We start from the raw sequence: 13,153 nt of genomic DNA, 5'->3' as shown, positions 1-13,153 counted from the left end.
TTTTCCGAAGGCTGCCGTCGGTCCTCAATTCGGGCTGATCATCCCAACCGGCTGGCTGCCGAGCAGAGCGGCGAGCGAAATGCTCCCGCCCGGTTCGATCGTCTTGCCGGTCACCAGATCCGCCTTCAGCCCGTGAAGAGGGGAGGGGACTGCTATCGCCGTATCCTCCCAGAATTCCGGGCCGGCAAAGAGCACGCCCGGATCGAGCCAGCCGAACATCAGCCGGGGCACGGCGGAGATCGCGAAATCACCATGATGAACGCGGGCAAAAGCCAGGACATGATCGCGCCGGCTGCCCGTTACCTTCAGCGGCAGATAATCACCTTTGGCAAACAGAGCCGGGTGCCGCCGGCGCAGCTGCAGGCCGATTGCGATGATGCGCTGCTTCAAGGCCGCCGCCTGCAGCTTTTCGATCGGCCCGGCTTCATCAAGCCAGGCGGCCAGCCGTTCGTGATCGACCGGCCGGCGGTTGTCAGGATCGACCAGGCTGAAATCGAAGCCCTCCGCGCCCTGGTAGAGATCGGGAATGCCGGGCGCCGTCAGCTTGAGGAGGGTCTGCGACAGGCTGTTGAGATAACCCGCGGCGATGAAGGGCTGCAGCACGCTTTCGAAATCCTCGAGGAAGGCGTCATTGTCAGGCGAAAGCAGCGCTGCCGCATAGGCCGTGACCGTTTCCTCATAAGCAGCGTCCTGTTCCGTCCAGTCGCTGCGCAGTTTGGCCTCGCGCACCGCCTTGAGCGCATAGCCGGTGAAGCGTTCGGTAAGCTGATCCATCTGCCCCCGGTCGAAATCCTCCGGCCAGACGCCGGCGAGCGCCTGATAGAGCATCCATTCGACATTCGGCTCCGGCGCTACGCCATCCGCTAGGTCCCTGAGCCGGGACCGGTTCATCTCGCGCCAGCGGGCCACCGCCTGCACGAAGACATCTGCCCCCTCGCTCAAGGCGTAGAGCCTGGCGCGGGCATCCTCGCCGCGTTTGGTGTCGTGGGTGGCACTTGCCGACAGTCCATGCGGCTGCAGCCGCGCGCGCTCGGCCATGCGGCGGTGGAATTCCTCCGTGCCGCCGGGCGCCTTGCCCGGTTCGCCGCCCACTTCGTTTGCGGCAAGCAGCCTGTTGTAACGGTAAAACAGCGTATCCTCTGTCGCCTTCGCCATGACAGGTCCGCTCAATTGCTGAAAGCGGATCCGGAAGGCGTGGGCCGCATCCCCTTCGATCTTGCCTTCGAGAAGCTTCAGCACATGGTCGCATGCACTGCGATCATCGAGCTTTGGCATGGTTTGCGATGCGGTCCCGGCAAGCACCGCTGCATCCTGCCAGGAAAGCGGACCGCCGTCGCCATAGGTGCGGTAGACGGGAAAGGCGATCAGCAATTCGGCGAGTGCGGTGGCGATCTCGCCTCTCTTCAGCTCGGGAAAGATGCCTGCCGCGATCGACACCAGCCTGTCGGTCTCGCCGGCGAAATTGCGCTCCACCATCAGCCGCTTGGCAATCCGCCGGCTCTCTTCGAGATCGCCCGTCTCGGCCGCGACGCCGCGATAGGCCTCGTCCAGGATACGCAGACCGCCGCCGTCGATGAACAGCTCGCCGAGGGCGGCGATGAACTCATATCCGGTGGTACCGGCGACCGGCCAGCTCTCCGGCAGCACCTCGGCAGGCCCGAGGATTTTCTCGACGACGATATAGGTGTCCGGTCCGACCGCCGCCCTCAGCCTGTCGATATAGGCCTTGGGTTCGGCGAGCCCGTCGACATGGTCGATGCGCAGGCCCTGCACCTTGCCATGGCGCACCAGCTCCATCGTCAGCCGATGGAGATCCTCGAACACTGGAGGATCTTCGACGCGGGTGCCGACCAGCCCGGTCACCTCGAAAAAACGGCGATAGCTCAGATGCCGCGCCGCTTCCTTCCAATAAGTGAGCCGCCAGTGCTGCGCCTCATGCAGGCTTTGGAGGAAATCGCGATCGGCCGAGACGTCCTCGAGCTTTTGCCGGAGCAGCACCCCGTCACCGCCTTCGAAAAGAATGTCGCGCATCGCCCGGGCGAAGTCCTCGCCTGAGGTCACGGCCGCAGCCTCTGCCATTCTCGTTGCGACCGGGTCGTCGAGCCGGTTGGCGAGTGTGCCGTAACTGCTGGGGGTCAGTGGCAGCAGCGTCTCGAAATAGGCGAAGGCGAAGTTGCCGTGGGTTTCGTCGAGCGCGATGCCGAGCTCGCCGGCGGCGAGCGCCGCCTCGAAATCCTGGCCGAGCTGCGGCAGGGTCAGCGGCTCGCGCCAATCGATGTCGAAGTGGCCGGCATAGGCGCTCTGCCGGCCGAAGGCCAGCACGTCGCGCCACCAGCCGTTCTCAGGCGAGGCGGCCATGTGGTTCGGAACGATGTCCAGGATCAGGCCCATGCCCGCCGCGGCAAGGCGTTCCGTCAGCCGCTCGAACCCCGCCCGGCCGCCGAGCGCCGGATCGATCTCGTTGGCATCGGTGACGTCGTAGCCGTGGGTCGAGCCGCGGACGGCGGTGAAGATCGGTGAGGCGTAAAGGTGGCTGATGCCGAGCCTCTTGAGGTAGGGAATAAGGCCGCAGGCGCGATCGAAGGTCATGCCGTTGCGGAATTGGATCCGGTAGGTCGCTGTCGGAAGTGTCATGAGGCCGTCGGACGTTGGAGAAAGACCCTTTTCAACGGTTGTGGCCGGGTTTTTGTTCCCTTAAAGCGCCGGTCGCTCCGAAGCTGCGATTTTGGCCGGGGGTAGTCTTGGGTGAGGAGGGCACAGGGCGAAACTATGCCCCGTCCTGCAAATGCCTTGCCTCGCGCAACTGCGGAAACCAATACCACCACAGCGCCGACACACCGATCGTCGCGGCGCCGCCGATCATCACCGCCGGCACGGCGCCGAGAGCCCAGGCGGAGATGCCGGCGCGGAATTCGCCGAGCTCGTTCGAGGCGCCGACGAATGCCATGTTCACCGCGTTGACGCGCCCGCGCACGGCATCGGGCGTTCGCAACTGGATCAGCGTCTCGCGCACATAGACGCTGACCATATCGAAACCGCCCATCAGGCCGAGCGCCAGCACCGATAGCCAGACCGCCGTCGAGGCGCCGAACACGGCAATGCACAAACCGACCAGCGCGACGCAGACGAACATGATCACGCCGGCATGGTCTTTCACGGGATGGCGCAAGAGGAAGGCTGCCACCAGGATCGAGCCGATGCCGGGTGCTGCGCGCAGGAGGCCGAGCCCCCACGGGCCGACGGCGAGAATGTCGCGCGCGTAGACGGGCAGCAAGGCCGAGGCGCCGCCGAGCAGCATGGCGAAAAGATCGAAGGAGATGGCACCCAGCACGATCTTCTCCTTCCAAATGTAACGGAAGCCGGCAACGACCGTCTCCAGGCTCGGTCTTTCCCCGGTGACGTGCCCGCCGGCCGGTACGCGGATGCTCATCGCCGCCGCGGCGGCAAGCAGCGCGAAAGAGGTCATATAGGCCGCGTCGGGCGAGATGCCGTAAAGCAGGCCGCCGGCGACCGGCCCGGCGATGGTCGCGATCTGCCAGGAGGAGGTGCCCCAGGCGATGGCACTGGCACGCTCTTGCGCCGGCACGAGGCTGGGCATCAACGACTGCTGTGCCGGGCCGAAGAAGGCGCGCAGCGTGCCGAGCACCGCGAGCGTGCAAAAGATCGGCACCACCGTTTGCCCTTCCGTCACGGTGAATAGCAGCAGGGCCAGCGCGCACAGCCCCTCGCCGACGATGCAGCCCGTCATGATCAGCACACGGTTGAAACGATCGGCAACGGCGCCGGTCACCAGCACGAGCAGGAAGGCCGGCAGGAACAGCGTGAGGCCGACCATGCCGAGATCGAAGGGGTCGCGGGTGATGTCATAGACCTGCCAGCCCACCGACACACCCATGATCTGGCCGGAGAAGTTGGCGAGGAAACGGGCGATCCAATAGTGACGAAAGCCGGCGTGGCGAAAAGCGCCGACGCGCGGCGAAACAAGTTCGGACATGATGGGTGAACCGCGAAAACGATTTGCTTACGGGCGAGGGGAGGCGGCCTGCGCAGACCTGGTCGAGGCCTGGCTTGGCGATGCGGCGGAGAGAAATGGTTGTTTTGTCATGGAAAGAGATTATGCATTTACGATGCGGGAAAACCGCGCTGACGTGAAATATTTAGCGGAATTTCCGCGCATATGATTGGAAACACGCTATGGACGATATCGATCGAACCATTCTATCGATCCTGCAGGAAAACGCCGACATTCCCGGCAAGGTCATTGCCGACGCGGTCAACCTGTCCACCTCGGCCGTCGAACGCCGGATCGGCAAGCTGAAGCAGGATGGCATCATCGAGAAGATCGTGGCGGTGGTCAGTCCAAAAGCTGTCGATCGGACCCTGTCCATCCTGGTCGAGCTCGAATTCCAGAACGAACATCGACACACGCTGGAGCAATTCCAGCGGTGGTTGGACCGTGCGCCGGAAGTCCAATCATGCTGGTATGTCACCGGCGATGTCGACTTTGTCCTGCTGGTGGCTGTCCGCGATCTCGAAGAATACAACGGCTTCGTCGACCGGCTGATGAACGAGCAACAGGCGCTTGTGCGAAAATACAAGAGCCTGATCGCGCTGAAGACGGTCAAGCATGGATTGGCCTTGTCCGTCGATGAGTGACCGGCCAAATCGTAGCTTCAGGCCGATGCTCAATCGATGAAAACGCCGACGCTGGCGGCGCGGCCGGCCGAGTCGATGACGGTCAGTTTCGAGTAGCCGCCGCCATCCGGCAGCCATTGCTGGGTGCGCCGGCGGGAGAGATCGGGCAGCGGCTTGCCGTTGGCAAGCCAGCGGAAGGGGGCGCGGCCGCCCTGCAGCTTCAGCATCAGCGGCGACAGGTCGCCGGCTCCGGCGCCGAGATCGATATGGGCGCCCTCGGGCGGATAGACGATCTGCGGCGCCGGCTCGCGGCCGGAGGCGACGAGCAGGCCGCTGGCATTCAGCGCGAAACGTCGCTGGCTGATCGGCAGCTCGGATTGGGCGATGCGCACGGCGCCGGCTGGCGGGCGGGGCAGCGGGGTCGTCGAGATGCCCGATTTGGCGAAGCCTTCGAACAGGATCGGTGCGGCGGTGCCGTAGCCGGTCAAACCCGGCACGGCGCTGTTGTCGGGCCGTCCGACCCAGACGCCGAGCACATAGCGCCCGTCATACCCGACCGACCAGGCGTCGCGATAGCCGTAGCTGGTGCCGGTCTTGTAGGCGATGCCGCGCTGCGGCGCGCCGGCGGGGGGAATGACGCCGGAGAGAATATCGGCGATGTTCCAGACCGCGACCGGCTCCAGCAGCGGTTCGCCGTCGAGCTTGCCCGGTGTGCCGGTGATGCCGTCGCCGAGCCTCGCCGGCTGGCCGCGATTGGCGAGCGCCGTATAGAGCTGCACCAGATCCTTCAGCGTCAGGCCGACGCCGCCGAGACCGATCGCCAGCCCCGGCGTCTCGTTCGGCGGCAGCACCGGGCGCACCTCGGCGCGGCGGAAGCGCACCATCAGTCGCGACGGGCCGACGGCATCGAGCAGTTTGACGGCCGGCACGTTCAAGGAGAGCTGCAAGGCCTCGCGCACGGTGACGTCGCCCTGGTAGCTCATGTCGAAATTGCGCGGCCGGTAGCCGAAGAAATCGGCCGGCCGGTCCTCGATGATCGTCTCCTGGGAGACGAGGCCTTGCTCGAAGGCGAGGCCGTAGATGAAGGGCTTCAGCGTCGAGCCCGGGGAGCGGCTGACGCGCGTCATGTCGATCCAGCCGGAGCGGCTGGCATCGAAATAATCGGCCGAGCCGACCTCGCCGACGATCGCGCCGGTCTGGGCATCCGCCATCACCATGGCGAGCGACAGCTTCGGCCCGAGCTTCATCGCCGCGGCCCGCGCGACCGCTTCCAGCCCCTGCTGCACCTGTTTCTTCAAGGTCGTCTGGTGCTTGAGGACATCAGGCTCCTTGCGCAGTGCTGCTTCGGCGACGTGGGCGGCGAGCGCCGGCAATTGCATGCGCCGCGGCGGGATGGCGACACCCTCGGCCCGCTCCGCCTCGCCGTCGCCGACGGCCTCGGTCACCGCCACGCGGTCGAGCACACGCTGGCGCGCCGCCTCGGCTGCCTTGAGATTGCGGTCCGGCCGGCGCCGTTCCGGCAATTGCGGCAGGGCGACGAGCAGGGCGGCTTCCGCGACCGTCAGGCGGCGCGGCTCCTTGCCGAAATAGGCAAGGCTTGCGGCGCGCACACCTTCCAGATTGCCGCCATAGGGCGCATGGGTGAGATAGAGATCGAGGATCTGCTCTTTCGACAGCCGCCGCTCGATCTGCACGGCGCGCACCAATTGCAGGAGCTTTGCCGAAAGCGAGCGCCCTTCGCGCGGTTCGATCAGCCGCGCCACCTGCATCGACAGCGTCGAGGCGCCGGAGACGATGCGGCCGTTGCGGATCAATTGCATGGCGGCGCGCCCGAGCGCCCAGACGTCGACGCCGCCGTGATCGTAGAAGCGCTGGTCCTCATAGGCAACAAGCATGCGCAGGAATTGCGGATCGACGTCGGTGACCACAGTCTTCAGCCGCCAGCGGCCTTGCGAGGTCGCAAAGGCGCGCAGCAATTGCCCGTCGGCATCCAGCACCTCGGCGGAAACCTGATCCGCCTTGTCGAGCGGCGGCGGAAAGGCCTTGTCGGCGGCGTCGAGCGCGAAGAGAGCCGCGCCGGCAAGAACGATGCCGGCGGCGGATCCGATCGCAAACTTGTGCCACAGCCTCATTGTTGCGCCGCCACGACCTCCATCTTGCCGGTCGCCGTGCGGGCGGAAAGCTCGGGACGGTACATGTCCTCGACGCTGGCGGCCGGATGGTCGTAGGCGCCGGGGGTGACGGCGCGCACGACATAGGCGACGTTGAATTCGCGCTCATCGCCCTGAGCGCGGTTGAAGGCGGCGACGAAGCGGTCGTAGCGGAATTCGGTATGGGCCGCCGAGATCTCGCCGATCCAGTCGAAATTCGTCATCTGGGCGCTGTCGACCAGGTTGGGATTGTCGATCTCGAAGCCGGCCGGCAGGAGATCGGTGATGACGATGCGCGACGGCCAGTCGTTGGTTTCGCGCACATGGATGACGACGACGTAGCGCTCGTTCTGTTTCGCTTCGCTGACATTCGCCTCCTCGCCGTCGAGCGTGTAATAGCTGCGCTCGATCAGGAAGCCGTCGCCGCCGGCCGGCAGCGGCGTGGTCGGGGCGGCAACGGTGGTGACGACGGCCGAGACCGCGTCACTCGTCTGGTTGGTCAGCGTCAGCGGATGGTCGGCGAGCGCCTCGCCGCTCATGCTGGCCATATAGGCGCCGGTGTGCGCGGCGCCGTTGACGTCGATTTTCAGGTCGTCATCACCGCCCTGGATGGCGCGCGCGGCAAGCAGCATCCAAGTCTCTTCCTGGGTGCTCTTGTATTTGCTGCGTCCCCATTCCTTGGCGACGGCCTTGGAGAGTTCCGGAATGACCGGCGGCACCGGCCGGCTTTCGGCGGCAAGTGCGAGGATCGCAGCGCCATCGCGCAGGATCGTGCCGTAATCGGTGCGCGAGAAGTTCACGCGCGAGACCATCGACTGCTGCGACATTTGCAGCGCGTCGAGGAAGATGTTCTTCGAACGCTGCGCATCGCCGTAGAGCGCCAGCGCGGCGGCGATATGCGCCTTGGCGAGCGGCGTCGGGAAGTCGTTGATCATCGTATCGGCGTAGTAGCGCAGATCGCTGATCGCCGCCTTCTTGTTGCGGGCAAGCACGTAGACGGCATAGGCGATCTGGTCGCCCTGGCCCTTGATGTCGGTGGTGTAGGACAGCGTGTTCTGCAGGTTCTCCAGGGCCTGCACGAAGGCCTTTTCCGGCACGTCGTATTTCATTTCGCGGGCCCGCGTCAGGAAATCGGTAACGTAGGAATCGAGCCAGACGTCGCCCGAATCCGGTCCCCAGAGGCCGAAGCTGCCGGCCGAGGCCTGGTAGGAGAGCACGCGGTAGATCGCATCCTGCACCCGTTTGTGCACGTCGTCGTCATTTTCGATGCCGGCCTGCTTTGCGACTTCGGCGAGGTAGAGCAGCGGCAGTGCCCGGCTGGTGGTCTGCTCGGCGCAACCGAAGGGATAGCGGTCGAGCGTCATCAGCAGGGCGGGAATGTCGAAGGCGGCCGACCGCGTGACGTTGACGCTGATCGAAGCGCCGGGCAGCACGCTGTCGGCGAGCAGGTTCTTGTCGACGGTGAGTTTTGCCCCGGGCTTCAGCGCCAGCACCCGCCGTTCGGTGATTGGCAGCGATGCCGGCCGCACCGGCACGTCGACCGTCTGGTCGAGCGACAGGCCGGCGGCGTCGGAGAGGTTGATCGAGACGCTGCCGGCGCCCGGCTGCTTGCCGATCAGCGACAACGTCAGCTCGGACTTCGCGCCCGCCTCGAGGCGGATCGTCTGGGCGGCGGAGGCTTGTTCGATGCCGACCGCGTCGTTGCCGGTCAGCTGCAGCTTGTAATCGCCGGCCGGCGCATCGGTATTGGCGATGTCGAGGCGCAGATTGGCCTTGTCGCCGGGGGCAAGGAATTTCGGCAGGCTGGCGGTCACGACGACGGGATCGCGGATGATCACATCCTTGACGCCGTGGCCGACACCGGATTTCGACCATGCCACGGCCATGACGCGCGCCGTGCCGTTGAATTGCGGAATGTCGAAGGAGATATGCGCCTTGCCTTCGGCGTCGAGCTTGACCGGGCCGGAGAAGAAGGCGACGAGCTTCTGGGTCGGCGGGCTTGCCTGCAGCGCCACCGCACCGCCGTCGCCGCCGGTCCTCAGCTTGCCGGTCGCACCCAACGAGCCATCGATCAGGCGGCCATAGAGGTCGCGGATTTCAAGGCCAAGCTGGCGCTGGCCGAAATACCAGTCCTCCGGATTCGGCGGTTCGTAACGCGTCAGGTTGAGAATGCCGACATCGACGGCGGCAACCGTGACATAGGCGTCCTCATCGGCGCCGGCGCCCGCCACCTGCAGGCCGATCTCAAGCGGTCCGCGCGGCAGCATCTTTTCCGGCGTCTCGAGCTTGACCTGCAATGCGCGCTGTTCCGGATCGACCTTCAGCCATTTGATGCCGATCGAGCGCATCGGCATGTGGCTGTCCTGGGCATCGCCGGGGCGGAAGAGTGTCGCGGTGACATAAGCGCCGGCACCCCAATCCGCAGTGACCGGGATGTCGACTTCACCGCCGCTCTCGCCCATGGTTGCGTTCTGCACGGCGACCAGCTTTTCGGTTCCGGCCGTCACCATCAGCTCGCCGCCGTAGCGCGAGGTGACTTTCAGCTTGGCGGTGTCGCCGATCTTGTAGCTGTCCTTGTCGAGGGCGATCTCAAGCCCGTCCGGTGTTTCGGTCGAGGTCGAGGTGACGAACCAGCCGGCGTCGAATTCGACGCTGGAGGTCGGGCCGTCGGCATCCGGGCTTTCCACTTCGAGGCGATAGCGGCCCCATTTCACCGGCACGGAAATCTTGCCGCCGTCCATCGTCGCGTCGACGCTGCCGTTGGCAACCTGCTCGGCGGTATAGACCGGCTCGTATTTCCACGCCGTTCCCTCGCGATACCATTGGTATTCGCGGTTGAGGCTGTAGAATTTCCAGCGCAGGCCCTTGGCTTCCTGCTTCTGTCCGTCGGCGTTGACGCCGATCACCGTGAAGTTGGCGATCGAGTTCTCGGGCAGGTCGTCGGAAAATTCCGGCTTGATGCCGATCGAAGCCCGCTCATTCTTCACCGGCAGCACCAGCGAGCGCTCGATGGCGCGTCCGCCCGCTTCCTGCATTCTCACATAGACGGTGGCGTTGAGCAGCTGCGTCGTTGCCGGCAGGTCGCCGACGGTGAGATCAGTCGAGGCTTCGCCATTCTCGTCGAGCTCGGGCAGTCCGTCGATCGGCAGGCGGGAATCCTCGCTCGCCTCCTCGTCGGCAAGCCCGAACAGGAAGCCCTTATAGGCCGCACTCTCGCGCGTCGGCTTGACGACGACGTCGCCTTCGAGCGTCAGGCCGGCGGCCGGGGCGCCATAGAGATATTTGCCCGCAATGGTGATCGTCGCCGGCGTATCCGGGCCGATTTCCTTGGCCTCGGTCTTGATTTCCATGTCGGTGCGATCGGGCACGAAATCGTCGACGAGGAAGCTCTTGCTGGCAATCGCGCTGCCCTTGGGGTCGGTATAGATATTCATCGTCCAGGTGCCGCGCATGGCGTTTTCCTGGGTGGCGAAATCGACGCTGTAACCGCCGAGATTGCTGGTCTGGCTGACGATCCGCCGGTCTTCGACGCCATCCGGGCGGCTGAAGATGAAGGTGAGCGGCAGGTTCTCGATGGCGTTGCCGTCGGTGTCGCGGGCGAGCGCCTGCGCATGCACCGTCTCGCCGGCGCGGTAGATGCCGCGTTCGGTGAAGGTGAGCACATCGATCGCGCCGGGGGCGGCGCGGCCGGTGACGCCGCGGTCGGAGAGGTCGAAGCCGGCCCGCGTCATGTCGAGGAAGACGTAGTCCGAGGTGCCGTTCCTGGCGGCGATGACGGCGGGCGTCAGCGCCGCCGTGCCGCGGATCAGGCCGGCGGTGAAGGTGGCGCGGCCGTTTTCGTCTGTTGTCGCGGTGCCGAGCACCTCATTGTTCTTGGCAAGCAGCTGCAGCTCGACGCCTGCGATCGGCTTGGCCGAGGCGAGCGAGCGGGTGAAGACGTTGAGCCCGTCGGTGCCGGCATAGGTGGTGATGCCGATATCGGAGACCAGGAACCATTGCGTCGCCTGCGAATCCCACTCCTGCGCCGGGCCGTTCGGGCCGGTTGCGGTCAGCACGTAGATGCCGGGCTTGCGCTCGGGCAGCGCCTCGTCGACCGGGAAGCTGGTGACGATGTCCTTGTTGAGCTCGTTGGCGATGTCGATCGAGCCCTGCCAGACGAGTTCGCCGTTCTGGTCCTGAATGTTCTGGGCGCTGTAGCCGTCGAGCTGGGTCAGGAATTGCGAGTTGGTCAAGAGCGGCGCAATGGCGCGATCGCCGATGCGGTAGAGTTTGAGGTTGGCCGACGCCATATTGACCGAGACCAGCGGGATGCCGCGGCGCGCCGTCGAGGGCAGCACGAAGCTGTCGCCGGTGAAGCGCACCATCTGGCTGCGGTCCTTGATATAGATGTCGATGCTGACGGCGGCGTCGAGCGGCTCGTCGACGGATGACGGCAGGCCGGTGCGGAAGGCGATCTTGTAGGTCTCGCCATGCGTCAGCCCCTCGACGCAGATCTGCTTGTCCTTGGTTTCCAGCGCCTTGGGGGCGGCCCCGTTCAGCGTCACGAAGGGCGTATAGTCGGTGGTCTTGATCAGCGCCTCGGAGAAGGTGACGCAGGCCCGCGGGTTAGCGCTGTCGGCGTCGACCGTGTGTTCGGTGATGCGGAAGCCCTGCGTCGATTTCAGCTGCACGTAGGCCGCCTGCACATCGTCGGCGGCAACCAGCGCCAGGCTCGCCTTGTAGGCGTCGAGGGCCGGCCGGTAATTGGCGTTTCGTTCCAGAGCGGTGGCCAGCACGGAGAGCGCCTCGGCGCGCTTGGGCTTGGTGCGGGTCAGCTCGTAGCCGTTCAGCGCGTCGATCACGGCCTGGCCGGTGACGCTGCTCTCGGTGCTGCCGTAGGAAATTGCAGCACGAGCGGTTTCGAGCCAGAGATCGGCATCGTCTGGCGTGATCGACAGGGCGCCGTGGAAGGCGATCAGCGCGTCGGTCAGATTGTTGGCGGTCATATCGAGACGGGCATTGGCCGTCAGGCTGTCGACGCCCTGGCCTTGCTGGCCGTCGGTCAGCGCCAGATTATCCTTGAAGTCGTGGGCCTGCTGAATGAGGTCGTTGCTCAGGAAGGTCAGGCGTGGCGCAGCGCCGAGATCCGGCTCCTGTTTGCCTGCGGTCTCCACGATCTTGCCGGCGATGGCGCCGGGGAAGGCGTTCATCGTCTTGAAGTCCGACTTCAGGAAACACCATTTCACCTTGGGATTGTAGGTGAAGGCCTTGCAGCTCTTGTCGCCGATGCAGGAGGTCTTGCACTGATCGAGCGAGACGTTCTGCTCGGTGCGAAGATCGAAGCCGAAGAAATCGGCGTCCTTGATCGTCTGGATGTCGCGCCTGGTGTCCGCAGCGGCGGCGGGAAAGCTGATGGCGATCGTGGAAAAAAATGCGATTGTCGCGAAAGCGAAAAACGAGCGCACGGACATAGGTTCCCCCCAAGGATACAAGCGATGCAGGCTCTTACCGGCCGGCACTCTCCTCACTCCACGCGAAATTGTCAACTCGACTCGCGCGCTGTTTCAACTTCGCACAGGCGCTTTCGTCCGGCTGTCACATCGGCGTGAGTGATCGCCTTGTGATTTGCGGCTTCGACTGACATGAGCAAGGATTTCTCCGATCGCCGGAGGTAGCGCCATGTTCACGTCGTCCCGCCGCAGGAGCCTAACGGCGCTCCTTGCCGCCACTCTTCTTTCAATCGGTGCGAGTGCCGCAGGCGCGGCTGAAGACGCCGTCGTCATCCCGCCGCCTGCCGTCGACGAGGCCGCCGGGGCAGGGACCGAGACCGCCATTTTCGCCGGCGGCTGCTTCTGGGGCGTCCAGGGCGTCTTCCAGCACGTCAAGGGCGTCAAGCGCGCCGTCTCCGGTTATGCCGGCGGGAAGGCGGCAACCGCACAATACGAAACCGTCAGCTCCGGCGCGACCGGTCATGCCGAATCCGTCGAGGTGACATTCGATCCGAAAGAGGTGAGCTACGGCAAGTTGCTGCAGATTTTCTTCTCGGTGGCGCACAATCCGACGCAGCTGAATTTCCAGGGTCCGGATCGGGGAACGCAGTACCGCTCGGCGCTGTTCGTCGCCGGGCCAGAGCAGCGCAAGGTGGCCGAGCGCTATATCGACCAGCTCGACAAGGCGCATGTCTTCGCCCAACCGATCGTCACCAAGGTGTCCGACACCACCGGCTTCTATCCGGCAGAAGCCTATCATCAGGATTTTCTGACGCTCAATCCGACCTATCCCTATATCGTCTACAACGACCTGCCGAAGATCGAGAACCTGAAATCGCTATTTCCAGCCGACTACCGCAGCCAGCCGGTCCTCGTCAGGAAGGCCAAGGGCTAACGGCT

At 65.0% G+C, this 13,153-nt stretch carries 7 protein-coding genes; 3 read left to right on the top strand and 4 right to left on the bottom strand.

Annotated elements, in window-relative coordinates; all coding sequences use genetic code 11:
- Positions 1 to 24: 24 nt before the first annotated feature.
- Together treY and CO666_RS08770 are read right to left on the bottom strand one after the other, a co-directional pair.
- Positions 25 to 2,634: a malto-oligosyltrehalose synthase gene (treY, locus tag CO666_RS08775; protein ID WP_097611669.1), complete on the bottom strand. Its 2,610-nt coding sequence runs from the start codon at positions 2,632 to 2,634 to the stop codon at positions 25 to 27.
- Between the two features lie 133 nt (positions 2,635 to 2,767).
- Complete coding sequence (locus CO666_RS08770; protein ID WP_097611668.1) at positions 2,768 to 3,994, bottom strand: MFS transporter; 1,227 nt, start codon at positions 3,992 to 3,994, stop codon at positions 2,768 to 2,770.
- Between CO666_RS08770 and CO666_RS08765 the strand changes: the two genes are divergently transcribed.
- Together CO666_RS08765 and CO666_RS08760 are read left to right on the top strand one after the other, a co-directional pair.
- Positions 3,993 to 4,181 carry a hypothetical protein gene (locus tag CO666_RS08765; RefSeq protein ID WP_097611667.1) on the top strand — a complete coding sequence of 63 codons (189 nt, stop codon included), beginning with the start codon at positions 3,993 to 3,995 and terminating at the stop codon, positions 4,179 to 4,181. The genes CO666_RS08770 and CO666_RS08765 overlap by 2 nt on opposite strands.
- Before the next feature lie 13 nt (positions 4,182 to 4,194).
- The gene (locus CO666_RS08760; RefSeq protein WP_097611666.1) at positions 4,195 to 4,656 is read left to right on the top strand and encodes an Lrp/AsnC family transcriptional regulator; all 462 of its coding nucleotides are present in this window, start codon (positions 4,195 to 4,197) and stop codon (positions 4,654 to 4,656) included.
- A gap of 29 nt (positions 4,657 to 4,685) precedes the next feature.
- Here the strand turns inward: CO666_RS08760 and pbpC are convergent, their stop codons facing one another.
- Positions 4,686 to 6,767, bottom strand: a complete 2,082-nt coding sequence (pbpC, locus tag CO666_RS08755) for a penicillin-binding protein 1C (protein WP_097611665.1) — start codon at positions 6,765 to 6,767, stop codon at positions 4,686 to 4,688.
- The gene (locus CO666_RS08750) at positions 6,764 to 12,235 is read right to left on the bottom strand and encodes an alpha-2-macroglobulin family protein (RefSeq protein WP_097611664.1); all 5,472 of its coding nucleotides are present in this window, start codon (positions 12,233 to 12,235) and stop codon (positions 6,764 to 6,766) included. The genes pbpC and CO666_RS08750 overlap by 4 nt, the downstream gene beginning before the upstream one ends.
- Before the next feature lie 208 nt (positions 12,236 to 12,443).
- Between CO666_RS08750 and msrA the strand changes: the two genes are divergently transcribed.
- Positions 12,444 to 13,148 (top strand): peptide-methionine (S)-S-oxide reductase MsrA, encoded by a 705-nt coding sequence (gene msrA, locus CO666_RS08745; RefSeq protein WP_097611663.1) that lies wholly within the window; start codon positions 12,444 to 12,446, stop codon positions 13,146 to 13,148.
- Positions 13,149 to 13,153: the final 5 nt, after the last annotated feature.

This window comes from Rhizobium chutanense, from assembly GCF_002531935.1.
Taxonomy (GTDB): domain Bacteria; phylum Pseudomonadota; class Alphaproteobacteria; order Rhizobiales; family Rhizobiaceae; genus Rhizobium; species Rhizobium chutanense.
Note: the sequence above shows the minus strand (reverse complement) of the source record. Positions and strands in the feature narration are given on the sequence as shown.

Bases quoted from the DNA above. Each gene is read 5' to 3' on its own strand.
- msrA (WP_097611663.1), top strand. From the start codon at position 12,444: ATGTTCACGTCGTCCCGCCGCAGGAGCCTAACGGCGCTCCTTGCCGCC.
- CO666_RS08770 (WP_097611668.1), bottom strand. From the start codon at position 3,994: ATGTCCGAACTTGTTTCGCCGCGCGTCGGCGCTTTTCGCCACGCCGGC.
- CO666_RS08760 (WP_097611666.1), top strand. From the start codon at position 4,195: ATGGACGATATCGATCGAACCATTCTATCGATCCTGCAGGAAAACGCC.
- treY (WP_097611669.1), bottom strand. From the start codon at position 2,634: ATGACACTTCCGACAGCGACCTACCGGATCCAATTCCGCAACGGCATG.
- CO666_RS08765 (WP_097611667.1), top strand. From the start codon at position 3,993: ATGATGGGTGAACCGCGAAAACGATTTGCTTACGGGCGAGGGGAGGCG.
- CO666_RS08750 (WP_097611664.1), bottom strand. From the start codon at position 12,235: ATGTCCGTGCGCTCGTTTTTCGCTTTCGCGACAATCGCATTTTTTTCC.
- pbpC (WP_097611665.1), bottom strand. From the start codon at position 6,767: ATGAGGCTGTGGCACAAGTTTGCGATCGGATCCGCCGCCGGCATCGTT.